This is a genomic window from Bradyrhizobium sp. CCGUVB4N (genome assembly GCF_024199945.1).
Classification (GTDB): Bacteria; Pseudomonadota; Alphaproteobacteria; order Rhizobiales; family Xanthobacteraceae; genus Bradyrhizobium.
The window spans coordinates 6,405,245-6,420,888 of sequence record NZ_JANADP010000001.1; the positions used below are offsets into that span (position 1 = coordinate 6,405,245).

The following is a 15,644-nucleotide window of genomic DNA, read 5'->3' on the forward strand; positions in this document are numbered from 1 at the left end:
CGTCTTGACCACCGTCTCTAACGCGGCATACGCCACCGACGTCAATAAATTGATCCAGACCGATGATGACGGCTTCCGGATCGGGATTGGCGACGTCGATCACAATCCACACTTCAACTCCCTGCTGGCTCAAGAGGCCAGCGGCTTTTCTTCTAGGCGCCAGAGCCGCGTGCTACACTGGCTCATGATCAGGGGGAATCTGCGGACCGCATTGCGATCGATGGGCACCTGGGCTTGTTATGGCCTGATGCTCTGGCTCCTTGCTAAGCTCTGGCCAGTTTTGCTTGCCCTCGGCGGTTGACACTCGCCGTGGGGGGGAGCGCTGTTTCGTTCCATCTTCCGGTTGGCGATACTAACCGCACAGGTTTTCCATCCTGTCGTACTAGGCCGGCCAACTTGCGCGGCCGAAGACGAGCCAAAATAGTTTGCGACGGGCCCCATGGGGGCCCTGCTTGTTCGAGGAACGATGCACTTGTTGGGTTGGAACAGCGTGAGATGGTTCCTTTACACAATAGCCACTTTGGCAATCTGCCTGGTCATCTATGTTGGCTCAGCGTTTGCTTCTTTGGCTGCCCTTGTCGTGGCTGTTCGCCGTGGGGACGTCGAACTGGTCATGGCGCACACAGATTTGCCACGGGTGCACCATGCTATGGTCGATCAACTCGTTGAAGCGTATCTCCGACGGCTGGGACGGGCGCGACCGATAAAGCCGTTGGAGCGGCTCGCAATCAATACGTTCGGCGCCGGCATCGCGGACGAGCTGACGGGTAAGCTGATGACCCACAAAAATATCGCGGCGCTGCTTCAAACAGGCGCTGTCCGAGGCGATGTCGACATCGAAGCCATACCTCCACTAGCGAATGTCGATCTGTCAAACGTTGCGACTTACATGGGACGGATCGTGCCGATCAAACCGGTCGAGTTCTCATTGCAACTGGGCCCCGGGGAAGATACTGGAAGCATAAGCATGCATTTCAGCCGCGGCGGCTGGAAACTCTCGGCCATAAATTTGCCTTCCCGCGTGCTGGCCATGCTCGTGGAGCGATTGCCGGTGCGCTAGAATCGAATGTTGTTTTGCTGCGCCAAGCAGCGACAGTCCAACACCGCCGACTTCATTTCAATCCCCCCATTCCGCAGGAAAAATCGTTCCAAGATTGCTCTTCGCGCTGCTATATCGGTCGCGGCCGTTTGGTCGCGACTTCAGGTGTTCAGCGTTAGTCCAAGCCTGTGGGCCTGCGGGCCGCGATAATGCCTCAGCGAACGTCGCCGGGTTTTTCGTGCGCGCGACTGCCGGGGCGCGCGCTGCGGGCCGAGGCCGGAACACGTGGCGCGGCCCAAGAACCTCGCCCGCGAGCGCGGGCACGGCCTGATGGCGATCATGCTGGCGAAGCGTTTTTACAGGTGATGGATTCGCGCCGGCCGGCTGCTCATCAATATAAGACGCGGGAACTGAAAGGCGTCATTAACGAGCTGGTTGAGGCTGAGCTGATTTAGATTGAGAAGGTTGTACCGCAGCAGGGCGGCCCGTCGACGTTTCGGTATTCAATACGGGCTTCGGACCACCTTCTCGATAACGCTTGATGCCGTCCAGCGGTAATCCTGATTCCGGCAACGACGACAACAATTCCCACGATTGCATTTGCAGCTCGCAATGACATACATGCTGACGCTAAGTCGAAGCTGATCTCGATCGCGCCATATGCTTTGATTTTGCCAACCCTCTCGGCAGTAATAGGCGATCGACCCGATTGCGAGGGTGGCCGCCGAAATCAACGCTACGTTCCAATACGTTGGGTCGACCGAGGTCTGTCCCCACAGCGCGACGAGCCATTTGAGGACCCCCAAAAAAATAGCACGGTCCTTCCTACCACGTAGATCGCAAGTGCGAGAAAGTCCACTACGCTGAAAGGCTCGTCAACGCGAAGCGAGTCACTCGCGAGTTTTCATCGTGGAAGACAGCATCTTTGATATCCATCCCACCTGACGTCAGTCGATCAGCTTCTTGCTTTTTTCGGAATGCTTCGACTTTCGCCTCAACGATACCCGACACGCAAGAACACGACGTTGGTCCATTCAAAACCAAGACTACAGCGCTAGCTGAGGCGGAGCGGTTAGCAGCCTTCCACAAACGAAGAGTGCAGAGATCCGCCGACGCCTCCGACAGGTGTGTTCGGAACAACGCTTACAGATCATCCGTGCAACTTCACACGAGAATCCACCGCTTCTCACGCCGCTGATTCTCGACTTTCCAAGCACGGAGCTCGTTACGGGGAGCGGGCTGTATGGCTGGAATTTAATTAACCTTGAGGCGCTTAGTCTTGGCAATCATGCACAATTCAGTCGGTAATGTGTTTGGCAAGCTGGAGTGGACACGGGCACTCTAGGCGCGATTTGTTTTACGGGCGCTAACACAAGCGACGGGATAGACAGCGGCTGATGATGCACCGCCGTCGGCTGAACGGTGAAACGACAAGGGCGCGCCGGATCATCGGCGATCACTTTGCACCAGCCCAACTTAAGATTTTGGATCGAAGAAAGTGCATCGCCGAAAACAAAAACAGCAATTGATAGCTTCCAATCGGCATCTTGAGCGCACGGTTGTCTTGATGTCCAACCTTCTAGAGCCACAATCCCGAACGCAACGATCGCGCGAATCCGTAAAGCATTTTTCGGTCACGTAAAATTCCTTGCGCCAATATGCATTGCCCGCGCTCGGTCAGTATATTTTTGATTCAATCTATCCCTTGCGGGACCGCCTCCCGATCCCGCCGCGCAATATAGCTTCCAACCAACCACTCTCTCCAGCGCACCATGATGGTGGTCACGATCGCAGCGAGGGCGCCGAGCAGCATGAGGAGATACGGTCGCCTCGGCGGCAGTACCACCGTTTCCAAGGTCATGCCGCTCTGGCTTTTTGTGATCGCCGCCGACACCGCACTTTCGAGCGAGGTGCGGCTAGCGATGCGGGCCGCAACCGGATCGGTGGTGGCAAGCTTGGGCATTTGCGAGAAGTCGGATAGCGCTGCGACAATGGACGCCGTCTTAACGGCCTGGAAGTCGAGCAGCTCAGTGCCAGCGGCCTCCACGACGGCGCGCGCCAGCGCCGGATCTGCGGAAGCGAACTTGATCTCGACCGCAGACGATCCTGGCGTCGGCGGCGCACTCGGGAGCGCCCTGACGTTGACGGCTGGCCTGCCTAGCACACTGGCCGTCTCGAATACGTGCGCGGCAGCGGGGTTGCCAGCGTGACGGGCGGCGCCCATAGCAAAGCCGGCCGAGCGCACGAATTCCATCAGGAAGTTTGTATCGATGATCGGCGTGGGCGTCAGGCTGCCCACGACCGTCACGCGGTCGATCGCAACGATCTTCGTGGCCGTGTACCCTGAAAACTGGAGCCACCACGAAGTAAAGCCAAATAGCGCACCAAGAAGCGCTACCGACACGTAAAGCAGCACGGAACCAGAATTTCTCATAAGGCTGACGTCCCCGTCTCCGCCCTGCACGTCGGAAAACTAGCACACGGTCTGGTTGAGTATCAATTAGTCAATTTGTCGAATTGGTTAGTTTCGTAGCCGTCAATTCAAAGGGCCCGCCAGTCAGGCTGGCGGGCCCTTTGATCTCTCTTCAGCTTGGGCCTATCGCAAGCGGTTCTTTCCCCACAGCTGCACGTCAAGGGCTTTGTCTCGCACAACACCTTTGTGCAAGCGCTGATCGAGTTCGGCTGAATCGCCGGCCTAGCCCTGATGCTGCTGTTCCTCTTCATAATCGAAGCGCCTGGCGTTGCGATGGCGAGGATTTCGTCAGAATTTCGCTTCGCGTTTGCCGGCCTCGTTTTCATCGGGCTGATGGCTTCCGCCCATGGCCGTGTCAGCCGCGACCAGATGTTGTTCCTAGTGCTGGGTTATGTAGCTTCACTTCGGAGTTCCAGGCTCAAGGCGAGTTAGAGCCATCAGCACTTGTGCCACGGCCGCGAACGGCGTCGATCGCCGCGGACCTCGCGGACCTGGGCGTAGCTGATCTGGAACTGCAGGTCGGTCAATGCGGCAAGGAAGGCACGTTTCACGGCTTCGAGATTTCCGGTACGCTCGCGATGCGAGCTGGACTGCGGAACATTGGGGGGGCGCACGATCAGGCGCCGTGGCCGCCAACGACGATGGTCTTGTTGGATGCGGCCGATCATCCCAGATGACCGTCTAGTCGGCCGGGATGGATTCACCGAGGCGGGTCATAGGGCGACCTCATCAGTTCGGCCGCTTGCGATACGAAACGGACTTCGCCGCCGGTAACGCCTAATTGTCGAAAGCTAGAAGCTTCCCGCCGCGATCGACCAGAGCTAATCAGTTCAAATTGCGAAGCATCGATCCGTGGTTGCGCGGAACGCTTGCGACGCGGAGCCGTAGATTGTGCGCACTTGGGCTCGGGCTTAGCGCCTTCCTCGAGGCCGAGAACAGCAGCCCGGATTTCAGAACGAACCAGACAACAAAGCCCAGGACCATCTTCGTGATGATCCCGGCCATCTCCTCGGATTCTGGTTCTTTCACTGATAGATTCGTTCAACTTGAGTCGATGATCTTGCAAGCAGCAATATCGAGAGATCCGCACAAATTGTTGATAGGACTTCGGTTGTTGGCATGAATATCGATAGAGCGCAGCGCATCAGAATAATTCGTGAATCGTCAGGAGCGAGTTCAGATCATGGAATGCAGACGAAGGCCTATCGGGTGATTCAAATGAAAGCGCGGGATCGTGGCTCCGCGTTTTATTCGGAACCCAGCTTCGTGGTGATCTCTCTGACCCAATGATCGGCTTTCTTGCGCACCCGCTCTGACGGGTGCCCGTCGCGGATTTGCGCGAGGTAGGGAACGACCTGCCGAAGGATGCGTTTGCATTCGCGCGCATTCTTGCGGTCCAAGTCCGTACGTGCCCGCCCCACTGGAGGATGGATAAGTCGAACAGCGACCTCGGTCCATTTCAACCTATCTGTAGCGCTCAACTTTGGCTCGAAAATTGCTGAGCGGATGATTTCAGGCATCTTCTCAAGAGATTCGCGGAGAACTTGTTGGTACTCTCTCTCGATCTCATCAGGCATGGTACGTTAGCCGCTCAATGGAATCAGGGCACGAACCTATTAAAGCTCCGCGCCCTAGCGTTGTCACTGTGTGGAAAACTACCGCCTCAGCCGGTGCGCGCTCACCCGCGCGCGCAAGTCGTTGCGAACTGCAACATAGTCCCCGTACCGGTTCCCGACACCATATCGAGCCGGCGGAGACTGTCCCTGGTGTTGGCAAAAGCCGTTTCCTCGATGCCTCCTTTTTCGCACAGTCGTGGCTCGATACGGCTTGCCTATGCGACAGCTCCTCGCCCGGACAAGCCTGCACCCCAGATTATTGCCAACCTGCCTACCCCTGCGAAGCAGTCGCCAATCGAAGCTATGACAGCAACGCCGTCCTCTATCTAATCCCTAATTCGCGTGTTCAACCGCCACCGGAACCTGATCGCGCGCTTGTTCTCGATCGGCCTTGGCCCAGAGCTTCTCCCCAACTAGGACGAAGGTGGGGACCACGCTAAGAATTGCGAAGCTTTCTGGCCTCCCTAAGAGACGTCGAGCTTCAGTTGCCCCAAACTTCCTTCGCTATCTCGACCGCTAGGCCCAGCTTGGCCCACTGCTCCTCCTCGGAGAGGATATTGCCCTCCTCCGTGGAGGCAAAGCCGCATTGCGGTGACAGCGCGAGCTGGTCCAGAGGTGCGAATTTTGAGGCTTCTTCCAGACGACGCTTAATGTCGTCCTTCTTCTCGAGCTCGCCGAACTTCGAGGTGATGACGCCGACCACAACGACCTTGTTGCCTTTGGGCAGGAAGCGCAGCGGCTCGAAGCCGCCGGCGCGGTCGCTGTCGTATTCGAGGAAGTAGCCGTCGTAATTGGTGCCGGCGAGCATGGTCTCGGCCACAGGCTCGTAGCCGCCCGAAGAAATCCAGGTCGAGCGGAAATTGCCGCGGCAGACATGCGTGGTCACCACCATATCTGCTGGCTTCTCGGCCAGCGCGTAATTGATGATGCGCGCGTAGATCTGCTGGAGGCCTTCCGGATTGTCGCCGCGCTCGCGCGCCTTCTGCAATTCGTCCGGCGAGCAGAGATAGGCCCACACGGTGTCATCGAACTGCAGATAACGGCAGCCGGCGTCGTAGAACGCCTTGACGGCCTTGCGGTAGGTCTTGCCGAGATCCTCGTAGAAGGCGTCCAGATCGGGATAGACGTCCTTGGAGATCGCCTTGCGGCCGCCACGGAAGTGCAGCACGGCGGGCGACGGGATCGTCATCTTGGCGGTGACGTGGGCCTGGTCGGCGACCTTCTTCAGGAAGCGGAAGTGGTCCAGCATCGGATGGTCATCGGGGAAATCGAGCTTGTCGATGACCCGGACCGCGTCATGCCGCGTCTCGACGCCTGCGAACTGGATGCCCGTGTCGGGGTGGAACATTTCGCAGCCGGTGAGCTTGGCCAGGAAGTCGAAATGCCACCAGGAGCGGCGGAATTCGCCGTCGGTCGCGAGCTTCAGGCCGACCGAGGCCTGCTTGTGCACGACCTTCTCGATCTCCATGTCCTCGATCTTGCGCAGATCGTCGGCCGAGATCTCGCCCTTCTCGAGCTTCGCGCGGGCTTCCTTGATCTTGGCGGGGCGCAGGAGGCTGCCGACCTCGTCGGCGCGGAAGGGGGCTTTGGTTCGCTGCATTCTCAAACTCCCAAGAATTTTTTAGTGGGCCGCCGCCCCAGCGACGCCGAGGTGGCGCTCCAGGACCGAAGGGTCGGCCTTCAGCGCGGCGCTCGGGGCGTCGTGGACGATCGTTCCGCGCTCCAATATCACAACACGGTCGGCGAGCCCCAGAATCTTTTGCGCGTTCTGCTCGACGATGATCGAGCAGATGCCGCCCGCCCGGGTGATGGTCCCGATCGCCTTCAGCAGTTCCTCGACAATGATGGGGGCCAGGCCCTCGGTCGGCTCGTCCAGCAGCAGAACCTTCGGGTTGAGGGTCAACGCGCGGCCGATCGCCAGCATCTGCTGCTCGCCACCGGAGAGCTCGTTGCCGAAATTGCTCCGCCGCTCTTTCAGCCGCGGAAACATCTCGTAGACCTTCTCGACGGTCCAGGGACCGGGCTGGGCTACCGCGGTCATGTTCTCCTCCACCGTCAGCGAGCGGAAGATGTTGCGCTCCTGCGGCACCCAGCCAATGCCGGCACGCGCGCGCTGATCCGGCCGCATGGTCGTGACGTCGGTGCCGCCGAGGGTGACGTTGCCGGAGAAACGGCGGGTCACGCCGACGATAGAATTGATCAGCGTGGTCTTGCCGGTGCCGTTACGCCCGAGCAGCGCCAACACCTGCCCCTCGGCAAGGCGCAGCGACATGTTGGGCAGCACCACCGCCTCGCCATAGCCGGCGCGAAGTGAATCGATGGCGAGCAGGTCAGACATTGACCGCCTCCTCGCCGAGATAGACCGCCTTCACCTGCGGATCGCGCGCGACCTGGTCGGGCGGGCCTTCAGTCAGCAGCGCACCGGAGACCAGCACCGAGATACGGTCGGCGAACGAGAACACGAGGTCCATGTCGTGCTCGATCAAGAGCACGGTCACGTCGCGCGGCAGGCTGCCTACGACGGCAAGGATGTCGTGCCGCTCGCTTTCGGGCACGCCGGCGGCGGGTTCGTCGAGCAGCAGCACCCGCGGCTTGGCGGCGATCGCGACCGCGATCTCGAGCAGGCGCTGCTTGCCGTAGGGCAGCGTCACGGTCTCTTCGTTCATGACGTCGAGCAGATGGAAGCGCGTCAGGAGATCGGCAATCTCGCCGTTGACGTCGCTCCGCGTGCCCATCCGCCGCCACCAGTCGCCGCCATGGCCGAGGCGTTCGGAGACGGCAAGGCCGATGGTCTCGAGCGGGGTGAGATCAGGATAGAGCTGATTGATCTGGAAGGTGCGCGACAGGCCCCGCAGCACGCGCTTGTGGACGGGCAGATCGGTGATGTCATGGCCTTCGAGCAGGATACGCCCGGAGTTCGGCTTGAGCACGCCGGTGAGTTGGTTGATCACCGTGGTCTTGCCAGCACCGTTCGGACCGATCAGCGCATGGCGGGCGCCCTGCTCGATCTTCAGCGACAGGTCGCGGGTGACGCGGAGGCCACCGAAGGTCTTTTCGAGATTCTGGGTTTCGAGCGCGATGGTCATGAATCGCTCTCCGGCACGGCGACGACGGCTTTTCGTCCGGCGACCTGCTTGATGATCAGGTTCGGCACATAAAGCACCCAGCGATGCAGACGCTGGCGGCCGACCAGCACGATCACGACCAGCACGAGGCCGATCCAGAACTGCCAGTATTGCGGGGTGATGGTGGAGAACACTTCCTGGAGCATACGAAAGATCACCGCGCCGATCAGCCCGCCATAGAGATAGCCGGTGCCGCCGATGACGAGCACCAGCATCAGATCGGCCGAGCGGTCGAAGGCGAACACATCGAGCGAGGCGATCGCCGTGGTCTGGGTGAACAGCGCGCCTGCGATACCCGCATAAAACGCCGCGAGCGTGTAGATCGCGATCAGGCGGCGGTTGACGGGAATGCCGATGGCAGCGGCGCGCAGCGGGTTGTTCTTGATCGCACGCAACGACAGGCCGAACGGCGAATGCACGATGCGACGGGCGAGCAGGAACAGCACGAACAGCACGGCCAGCGAATAGAAGAAGCCGGTCTTGCCGAACATGTCGAACGGGATCTCGCCGAGGATCGGCTGCATCTCGATGCCCTGCAGGCCGTCGGTACCGCCGGTGATGTTGGAGAAACGCTCGGCGAGCGCCTCCAGCAGCAGCGCGATGCCGAGCGTGACCATCAGCCGGGTCAGGTCGACGCCGCGGATCACCAGGAAGCTGGTGGCGAAGCCGAGCACCATTGCGGCGAGACCCGCCGCGATCAGCGCCAGCACCGGCTCATTGATGATGCCGTGAAGCGCCAGCAATCCCGCAGCGTAGGCGCCGACGCCGAAAAAGGCGGCGTGGCCGAGCGAGACGATGCCGGCATAGCCAAGGATCAGATCGAGCGACATCGCGAACAGCGCCAGCCGCAGGATGTCGGTCATGATCAGATAGCGCGTGGGAAACAGGAAGCCGCACGCGAGCACGACGAGCCAGAAGGCAGCCTCGCCATAATGCCAGCGCGCCTGCCGCTGGGCGTGATAACCGACGTCGGAAGAAGCGTTCATCGGCAAACTCAACGCGCGGCCGTGCGGCCGAACAGGCCGTTCGGGCGCCAGATCAGGATCACGATCATCATGGTGTAGATCACGAAGGGCCCCATCTTCGGCACGTAATATTTGCCGGCGACGTCGCCGATGCCGAGCAGCAGCGAGGCCAAAAACGGTCCGGTGATCGAGGACGAGCCGCCGACGGTGACCACGATCAAAAAGTAGATCATGAATTTCAGCGGGAAATACGGATCGAGGCCGAGGATCTCGGCACTCAGGGCGCCACCGAGGCCTGCAAGGCCGCATCCGAAGGCGAAGGTGAAGGCGAACACCTGCGGCACGTTGATACCGAGGCCGCTCGCGGCGCGGGGATCATCGACGGCGGCGCGCAGGCGGCTGCCGAAACGGGTCTTGGCCAGCACCATCTGGAGACCGATGGTCAGCAGGCCGCAGATCACGATGATCATCAGCCGATAGCGGCCGATGCCGACGCCGAACAGGTCGAATTGGCCCTGCAGCGCGGCCGGCAGGTTGATGAAGACCCGCGACGAGCCCTGGATGTAGTCGACGGCCGCGACCGACATGAACGTCAGTCCGATCGTGAACAGCACCTGGTCGAGATGACTGCGCGCATAGAGATGGCGATAGAGCGTACGCTCAAGCGCAATTCCGATCGCAGCCGCGGAGACAAAGGCGAGCGGCAGCGCGGCGAAGAACGGCCACCCCATCCTGTTGACCAGCACCATGCAGACATAGCCGCCGGCCATGGCGAAGGCGCCATGAGCGAGATTGACGAAGTTCATCAGGCCGAGCGTAACCGCGAGCCCGCAGGCCAGCACGAACAGCAGCATGCCGTAGGCAACGCCATCGAACAGGTTGGTGAGGATTGAGGTCATCGTCTCAGCTTGAAGTTAATCGTCATGGCCGGAGCGCGCCAAGCGCGCCCCCGGGATGACGCGCTTTTCGCGCGTCACTTCTTGGTCTTGCCGAGATCCTTGACGGCCTCGAAGGTCGCGAATTCGATGTTGTAGAGCTCGCCGTCGACCTTCTCGACCTTGCGGATATAGACGTTCTGGATGATGTCGCGCGTTTCCGGATCGATCGAGATCGGACCGCGCGGGCTCTCCCACTTCTGACCCTTCATGGCTTCGACCAGCTTGGTGCCGTCGGTGTCGCCATTGGTCTTCTTCAGCGCCTCGTAGATCAGGTGGATGCCGTCATAGCCGCTCACCGCCATGAAGCCGGGACGCGTGCCGAAGGCCTTCTTGTAGGCGGCCACGAAGTCCTTGTTCATCGGCGAGGGATGCGCCGCCGAATAGATGTGCGCGGTCACGGTGCCGAGAACGGCGTCACCCATGTTGTTGAGCAGGTCGTCGTCGGTGACGTCGCCCGGCCCGATCACCTTGATGCCGGCCTTGTCGAGGCCGCGCTCGGCATATTGCTTCATGAAGTTGCCGCCCTGGCCCGCCGGCACGAACACGAAGATCGCGTCGGGCTTGGCATCCTTCATGCGCTGCAGGAACGGCGCGAAGTCGGGATTGGCGAGCGGCGTCTTGACCTCCTCGACCACCTCGCCGCCACCAGCGGTGAAGTGCTCCTTGAAGAAGTTGAGCGCGTCATTGCCCGGCGCGTAGTCCGAGGTCAGCGTCGCCACCTTCTTGATGCCGTTCTTCACCGCCCAGTCGCCGATGATGGTCGAGGACTGCGCGAGCGTGAAGCTGGTGCGCACGATATAGGGCGAGCGCTCGGTGATGATCGAGGTGCCGGCCGCCATCACGACTTCCGGGATCTTGGCCTGGGTCGCCAGCGGTGCCGCGGCGAGCGCCGCCGGCGTCACGCCGAAGCCGCCGATGAAATTGACCTTGTCGTTGACGATCAGCTCCTGCGCGGCAGTCTTGGTCTTGTCCGGGATCGCGGCATCGTCCTTGACGATGATCTCGATCTTCTTGCCGGCGATGGTGTCGCCCTTCTGCTGCATGTAGAGCTTGATCGCGTTCTCGATCTGCTTGCCGGTCGAGGCCTGCCCGCCGGTCATCGGCAGGATCAGGCCGACCTTGACGGTGTCTTCCGCCTTGGCCGGCGCGACGGCCGCAAGGCCCGCGATGGCGGCAACCGCAGCCGCCCAAGAGACCGTTTGCGTAAACTGCTTGCGTCCGAACATCAGATGTCCCTCCCCTTCATTCCTAACTTTTTGTGCGCCGGACCGAGTGCCCGGTCCTTGCCTCACCTTAACCCACACACGAGCGAACTCGCGCGTCACAAGGCGTCTTTCGCGCCCTCATTGTCAATCGGACGTTTGGCGACCATTCGGCGCAAGCGGCGCGTCCCGATAACCAAGCGTGGAGTGCGAAGTCGCGGTTACGCCGGGGTAACCCGAGCACCTCGATCCTAGCCGCGTCCATTTGTACGATTGTACAAATAAAATGGACCTGTCAACGAAAAAGCCCGGCCACCGACCAAGCCAGATTGTCGCGAGCCGATGGTGGCACTCTAGAAAGGCGAACTGCCGGGTGGATGGAGGATTTCGCCTTTCATTTGCAGAATTTGAACATTGGCGAGCGAGGCGCCCATCTATTTCGGTATTTTGATACCCATCTCGAATAAGCCAATTTTACCTTGTTGAAGGCTACCGTTCCTGACCCGCTGGTTATCCGGCGTTTGACCATCCCCGTCCCGATTCCGGCGCCCGCACGATGTCCATGCGTTTCCATTCTCTCCTGCTACTCGTCGGGTTTGCCGCGGGCCTGTCCGGCTGCGGCACCGTCAACGAGAAGCTGTCGGCCGGTATGGGCGACTACGTCCCGCAATGGGCCGGCGGTCTGCCTGCGGACGCCCCGCCGCGACCAGGAACGCCGCAATACGATGCATGGATGAAGGAACGGGAGCAGAGACGACTACAGCCTGCAGCGACGCGCGACGACTCGAAAACCGGGCAAAGCAGGCTTGACGCCGCGCAATAGCGTTGCTTGTAAACGCCGGTTGAGGGTGGATTAGAGCATGCAGGACGACAGCACAGGCAAGTGCACGGAATGTCTCGTGATCGGCGGCAGCGGACTTGTCGGCAGCTACCTCGTCGACCATCTCGCCCGCCGCGGCGAACGCGTGGTTGCGATGTCACGCGCTCTCCGCGAAACGGCCGGGGTGCGCTGGATCCAAGCGGACCTCCGGCACGCGGATGCGCCGACGGACCTGAACTTCACGACGCTGTACTGCACCGCCAGCGCCATCCTGCTTGCCGACGCCCTGCCTCGCCTCCTCACCCCATCCGTAAGGCGCGTGGTGGCGTTTAGCTCGACGAGCGTGTTAACTAAGCAGGACACCGAGGTCGACGAGGAGCGCGAGATGATCCGCTCGCTGACGCGGGCCGAAGAGGCGGTGGTCGCGGCCTGCGAGCGCGCGCACATCGACTGGACCATTTTGCGCCCGACTTTGATCTACGCTGAGGGACGGGACACTAACATCACACCGCTGTCGCGATTGATTCGCCGTTTCGGCTTCATGCTGCTGGTCGGGGGCGCCCCAGGACTGCGGCAGCCGGTCCACGCCGAGGATCTCGCGATCGGCGCGATTGCCGCTGCCGCGAGCCCGGCGGCCCGCAACAAGTTCTATGCGCTGCCGGGCGCCGAAACACTAACCTATCGCGAAATGATCGGCCGGATATTCGATGGCATGCGGCGACCGCGACGACTGATCTCCGTCCCGCCCTGGCTTTGGCGCACCATCTTCGGTGCGGCGAGGCCGCTCTTCCCGACCGCGAACGTCGCTATGGGCCTGCGCATGATAAAGGACATGACCTTCGATGCGAGACCCGCAACCGAGGACTTCGGCTGGAAAGCGCGCAGCTTCCATCCGGTGTTTGATCAAGGAGACTAAATCTCAGCCGATACGTGCCACGCGATCTACGGCCATGCCGTGCCCGCGCAACGTTGCCCAGAGCAGCTTCAGGTCTCCCAGCAGGCTTCTGCTGTTGACATACTGGGCATCAACCTCCGCTAGCCGCTCCGGCTCCGACATGTCAATGTCGTTGACCTGGGCAAGGCCGGTGATGCCGGGGTACACATTGAACACACCCAGCCGGCGCCTTGCTTCGACCAACGCTGTCTGCGACGGCAGGCACGGTCGCGGCCCGACCAAGCTCATTTGACCGGCTAGCACATTGCACAATTGCGGAAGTTCATCGATCTTGAAGCGCCGAAGATATTCACCGAGAGGCGTGACCGAGGAGGCCTGCACCTCGTGGGTGGGCAGCTCGCAGGTGCCAATGTACATTGTCCTCAGCTTATAGCAGGTGAACGGCTCGGCGTTCCTGCCGATCCGAACTTGCGCAAAGATCGCCGGTCCCGTTGACTGCAGCCGGATCAAGATGATGATCATCAGCAGGATCGGCCAGAACATCAGCAGGAACGCCGCACTGACGAGTATGTCGAACAGCCTCTTCATCTCTTACTGTCATCTCTCACGCGTTCCGCCCTTTCCTTCCGATCCATCTGGCGCGCATGGACAATCGGGACCAGATCGATCGCAGCTACCGCTTTCCTTCGAGCCAGTCTCTATAAAATAGCTGGGCCGGATAAAAATCCTTCGGCAGGCCCTCGATCCAGCTCAGCGCGCCGTTCGCGGGTCGGCCCTCACCTGAATGCATCCGCACCGGGTCGAGCTCGCTGGTCAGACTGCAACGATACAACAGCGAGATGAAGTGGCCGCGGTCATGTTCGCGGAGCTCGGCAATGTTGCAAGGCGCCGCGTCGCTCTCGACAGTCGCGCCGATCTCCACACGCGCCACCGCATCGATCCGCGACTGGAATTCTTCGCGGAAGCGGATGATGCCGCCGGGAATGTGCCAGCCGGTGTCGTATTCATCTTCGCGCCAGGCGAGCAGCGTGCGTCCGTTGCGCTGAATCAACAGGTCGACGTTGATTAGCGGCGTCACCTTGCGAATGAAATGAAAGACCTCGTCGGACAAGCCCTTGCGCGGGTCTCTCATCTTCGCGAGCACGTTCTCAAGATCGACTTTGGCAGTCATCGGGAGCTCCTTAACGACGGGCAATCAACTGGCAGGCGTGTGGGCTCGCGACAAAGCCAGCAGTCCATCGAGCGTTTCCTCTCCGCTGGCGGTCTCGGCGAGGCGCGGCGTTCGACCACTCAGCGCTGCGAGCACCGGCAAGATGAATTGAGCGCGCCGGCTAAGGCCTCCCGAAACAAGAACGGTCTGCTCATGTCGGTCCGGATCGAGATGATCCATCGCCAGAATATACTGGGCGAGCCAGGCCTTGGCGATTGCGGACATGACGGCTCGCGCTGAGAGGCCGCCCTCCCTGATGGCACTGATTGCGCCGCCGCCACGATAGCGCCAGGCCGCCTCGAACACGTTCAGGTCGACATCGAGCGCCGCCTCCAGCACCTCGGCCGCCGACAGCTCGGCAAACTGACTCCAGAAGAAAGGCTTGCCACCGCCGAGCACAGCGCTTCCGTCCAAGAGCTCCGCGAAGACGCTCAGCGCGCGACCGGATGGGATGAAAGGGATGGCCGCGAACTCGGCACCATCGGCTCCTGGACGCCGCTCGACGTCGGGCGGGATGGTAGCCGTCTTGAACAGGACCTGCGACCCCGTGCCGAGATTGATGACCACCTTCGCGACTTTCGGGAAGCCCGTGCCTGCCGCAGTGGATTGTACATCGCCTAGACATCCAAACACCGGTAAGTCAAGACCAGCGAGGCGAATGCGGCCAGCCATCTCACCCATCGGCACGATCCGAGACTTGGCGATGTCGAATTCACCGAGCCCCGCCAATGCGGCGAGTTGGGGCGACCAGCTGCGCCGCGTCAGATCGTAGAGGCCGGTGCCGGCCGCCATCGACACGTGGACTCCAGGATCACGCTCGCCGCCCCGCCACAGCAGCCAGTCCGGCAACGTGAAGATCCTGAACCGCTCGGCCAGACGGCGGTGGGCCGCAAGATGCGCCAGGGACGACACCGGCAAACCCGGTCGAACGCGCATGCCGGTCAGCGACAGCAATCGTTCTGACGAGGCGCTGATGCGATCAAAGATCGAGGAACCCGACGCATCGGTTGAGGACGCACGTCCGTCACGCCAGCTGATATAGGGGGTCACAGGCAGGCCTGCGGCGTCGGCGACGATGACACCGTGCAGCTCGGAGCAGAGCCAGAGCGCCGCGACCTTCGGATGCCTGCTCGCGAGGGCGCCCGCCGTCGCCTCGAGCGCGGCCCAATAGCCCTCGGGAGATATCTCCACCTCGCCTGCGGGACCAAAGCTCGGGACTGGCGAGGCGGTCTGGGCTTCGTCCAGGACCTTGTATGATCCCGTGGAAACCACTACAGATTTCACGCGGCTGGTTCCGAAATCGACGAGCAGAATGTCAGCCATTGGGCACCTCTTCGATCTGTACCATCCCTGAACATTTC

At 61.1% G+C, this 15,644-nt stretch carries 16 protein-coding genes; 4 read left to right on the forward strand and 12 right to left on the reverse strand.

The annotated features are described in order from the left end of the window. The first annotated feature begins 4 nt into the window (after window positions 1-4). Both NLM31_RS29765 and NLM31_RS29770 read left to right on the forward strand, forming a co-directional pair. Window positions 5-301: a hypothetical protein gene (locus NLM31_RS29765; protein ID WP_254194581.1), complete on the forward strand. Its 297-nt coding sequence runs from the start codon at window positions 5-7 to the stop codon at window positions 299-301. Between the two features lie 138 nt (window positions 302-439). Continuing rightward, a complete protein-coding gene (locus tag NLM31_RS29770; protein ID WP_254194582.1) occupies window positions 440-1,060 on the forward strand; it encodes a DUF2939 domain-containing protein in 621 nt (206 codons plus the stop codon). 1,672 nt (window positions 1,061-2,732) lie between these two features. Here the strand turns inward: NLM31_RS29770 and NLM31_RS29775 are convergent. The 9 genes from NLM31_RS29775 to NLM31_RS29815 all read right to left on the reverse strand — a co-directional run bounded on the left by NLM31_RS29775 (window position 2,733) and on the right by NLM31_RS29815 (window position 11,382). Beyond that, entirely contained in the window at window positions 2,733-3,455 is a 723-nt protein-coding gene (locus tag NLM31_RS29775) for a hypothetical protein (protein WP_254194583.1), read from the reverse strand. 494 nt (window positions 3,456-3,949) lie between these two features. Beyond that, on the reverse strand, window positions 3,950-4,180 hold the full coding sequence (locus tag NLM31_RS29780; protein WP_254194584.1) for a hypothetical protein: 231 nt from the start codon (window positions 4,178-4,180) through the stop codon (window positions 3,950-3,952). 579 nt (window positions 4,181-4,759) lie between these two features. Further along, window positions 4,760-5,089 carry a hypothetical protein gene (locus NLM31_RS29785; protein WP_254194585.1) on the reverse strand — a complete coding sequence of 110 codons (330 nt, stop codon included), beginning with the start codon at window positions 5,087-5,089 and terminating at the stop codon, window positions 4,760-4,762. Window positions 5,090-5,609: 520 nt separating this feature from the next. Continuing rightward, window positions 5,610-6,728 carry a cobalamin-independent methionine synthase II family protein gene (locus NLM31_RS29790; RefSeq protein WP_254194586.1) on the reverse strand — a complete coding sequence of 373 codons (1,119 nt, stop codon included), beginning with the start codon at window positions 6,726-6,728 and terminating at the stop codon, window positions 5,610-5,612. A 21-nt stretch (window positions 6,729-6,749) separates the two neighbouring features. After that, window positions 6,750-7,466 carry an ABC transporter ATP-binding protein gene (locus NLM31_RS29795; RefSeq protein ID WP_254194587.1) on the reverse strand — a complete coding sequence of 239 codons (717 nt, stop codon included), beginning with the start codon at window positions 7,464-7,466 and terminating at the stop codon, window positions 6,750-6,752. Further along, window positions 7,459-8,214 (reverse strand): ABC transporter ATP-binding protein, encoded by a 756-nt coding sequence (locus tag NLM31_RS29800; RefSeq protein ID WP_254194588.1) that lies wholly within the window; start codon window positions 8,212-8,214, stop codon window positions 7,459-7,461. The genes NLM31_RS29795 and NLM31_RS29800 overlap by 8 nt, the downstream gene beginning before the upstream one ends. After that, window positions 8,211-9,239 (reverse strand): branched-chain amino acid ABC transporter permease, encoded by a 1,029-nt coding sequence (locus NLM31_RS29805; protein ID WP_254194589.1) that lies wholly within the window; start codon window positions 9,237-9,239, stop codon window positions 8,211-8,213. The genes NLM31_RS29800 and NLM31_RS29805 overlap by 4 nt, the downstream gene beginning before the upstream one ends. Before the next feature lie 8 nt (window positions 9,240-9,247). Further along, window positions 9,248-10,117, reverse strand: coding sequence for a branched-chain amino acid ABC transporter permease (locus NLM31_RS29810; protein ID WP_254194590.1), 870 nt, complete (start codon window positions 10,115-10,117; stop codon window positions 9,248-9,250). A gap of 74 nt (window positions 10,118-10,191) precedes the next feature. Further along, on the reverse strand, window positions 10,192-11,382 hold the full coding sequence (locus tag NLM31_RS29815; RefSeq protein ID WP_254194591.1) for an ABC transporter substrate-binding protein: 1,191 nt from the start codon (window positions 11,380-11,382) through the stop codon (window positions 10,192-10,194). Window positions 11,383-11,914: 532 nt separating this feature from the next. On the opposite strand from NLM31_RS29815, the gene NLM31_RS29820 reads away from it, so the two are divergent. Next, complete coding sequence (locus NLM31_RS29820) at window positions 11,915-12,181, forward strand: hypothetical protein (RefSeq protein WP_375167507.1); 267 nt, start codon at window positions 11,915-11,917, stop codon at window positions 12,179-12,181. A gap of 37 nt (window positions 12,182-12,218) precedes the next feature. Beyond that, window positions 12,219-13,094, forward strand: coding sequence for an NAD(P)-dependent oxidoreductase (locus NLM31_RS29825; RefSeq protein ID WP_254194592.1), 876 nt, complete (start codon window positions 12,219-12,221; stop codon window positions 13,092-13,094). A gap of 3 nt (window positions 13,095-13,097) precedes the next feature. Here NLM31_RS29825 and NLM31_RS29830 read toward each other — a convergent pair whose 3' ends face one another. From NLM31_RS29830 to NLM31_RS29840, 3 genes are all read right to left on the reverse strand, one after another. Beyond that, window positions 13,098-13,661: a sugar transferase gene (locus tag NLM31_RS29830; RefSeq protein ID WP_254194593.1), complete on the reverse strand. Its 564-nt coding sequence runs from the start codon at window positions 13,659-13,661 to the stop codon at window positions 13,098-13,100. 85 nt (window positions 13,662-13,746) lie between these two features. After that, window positions 13,747-14,244 carry a hypothetical protein gene (locus NLM31_RS29835; protein ID WP_254194594.1) on the reverse strand — a complete coding sequence of 166 codons (498 nt, stop codon included), beginning with the start codon at window positions 14,242-14,244 and terminating at the stop codon, window positions 13,747-13,749. Window positions 14,245-14,268: 24 nt separating this feature from the next. After that, window positions 14,269-15,606 carry an FGGY family carbohydrate kinase gene (locus tag NLM31_RS29840; protein WP_254194595.1) on the reverse strand — a complete coding sequence of 446 codons (1,338 nt, stop codon included), beginning with the start codon at window positions 15,604-15,606 and terminating at the stop codon, window positions 14,269-14,271. Window positions 15,607-15,644: the final 38 nt, after the last annotated feature.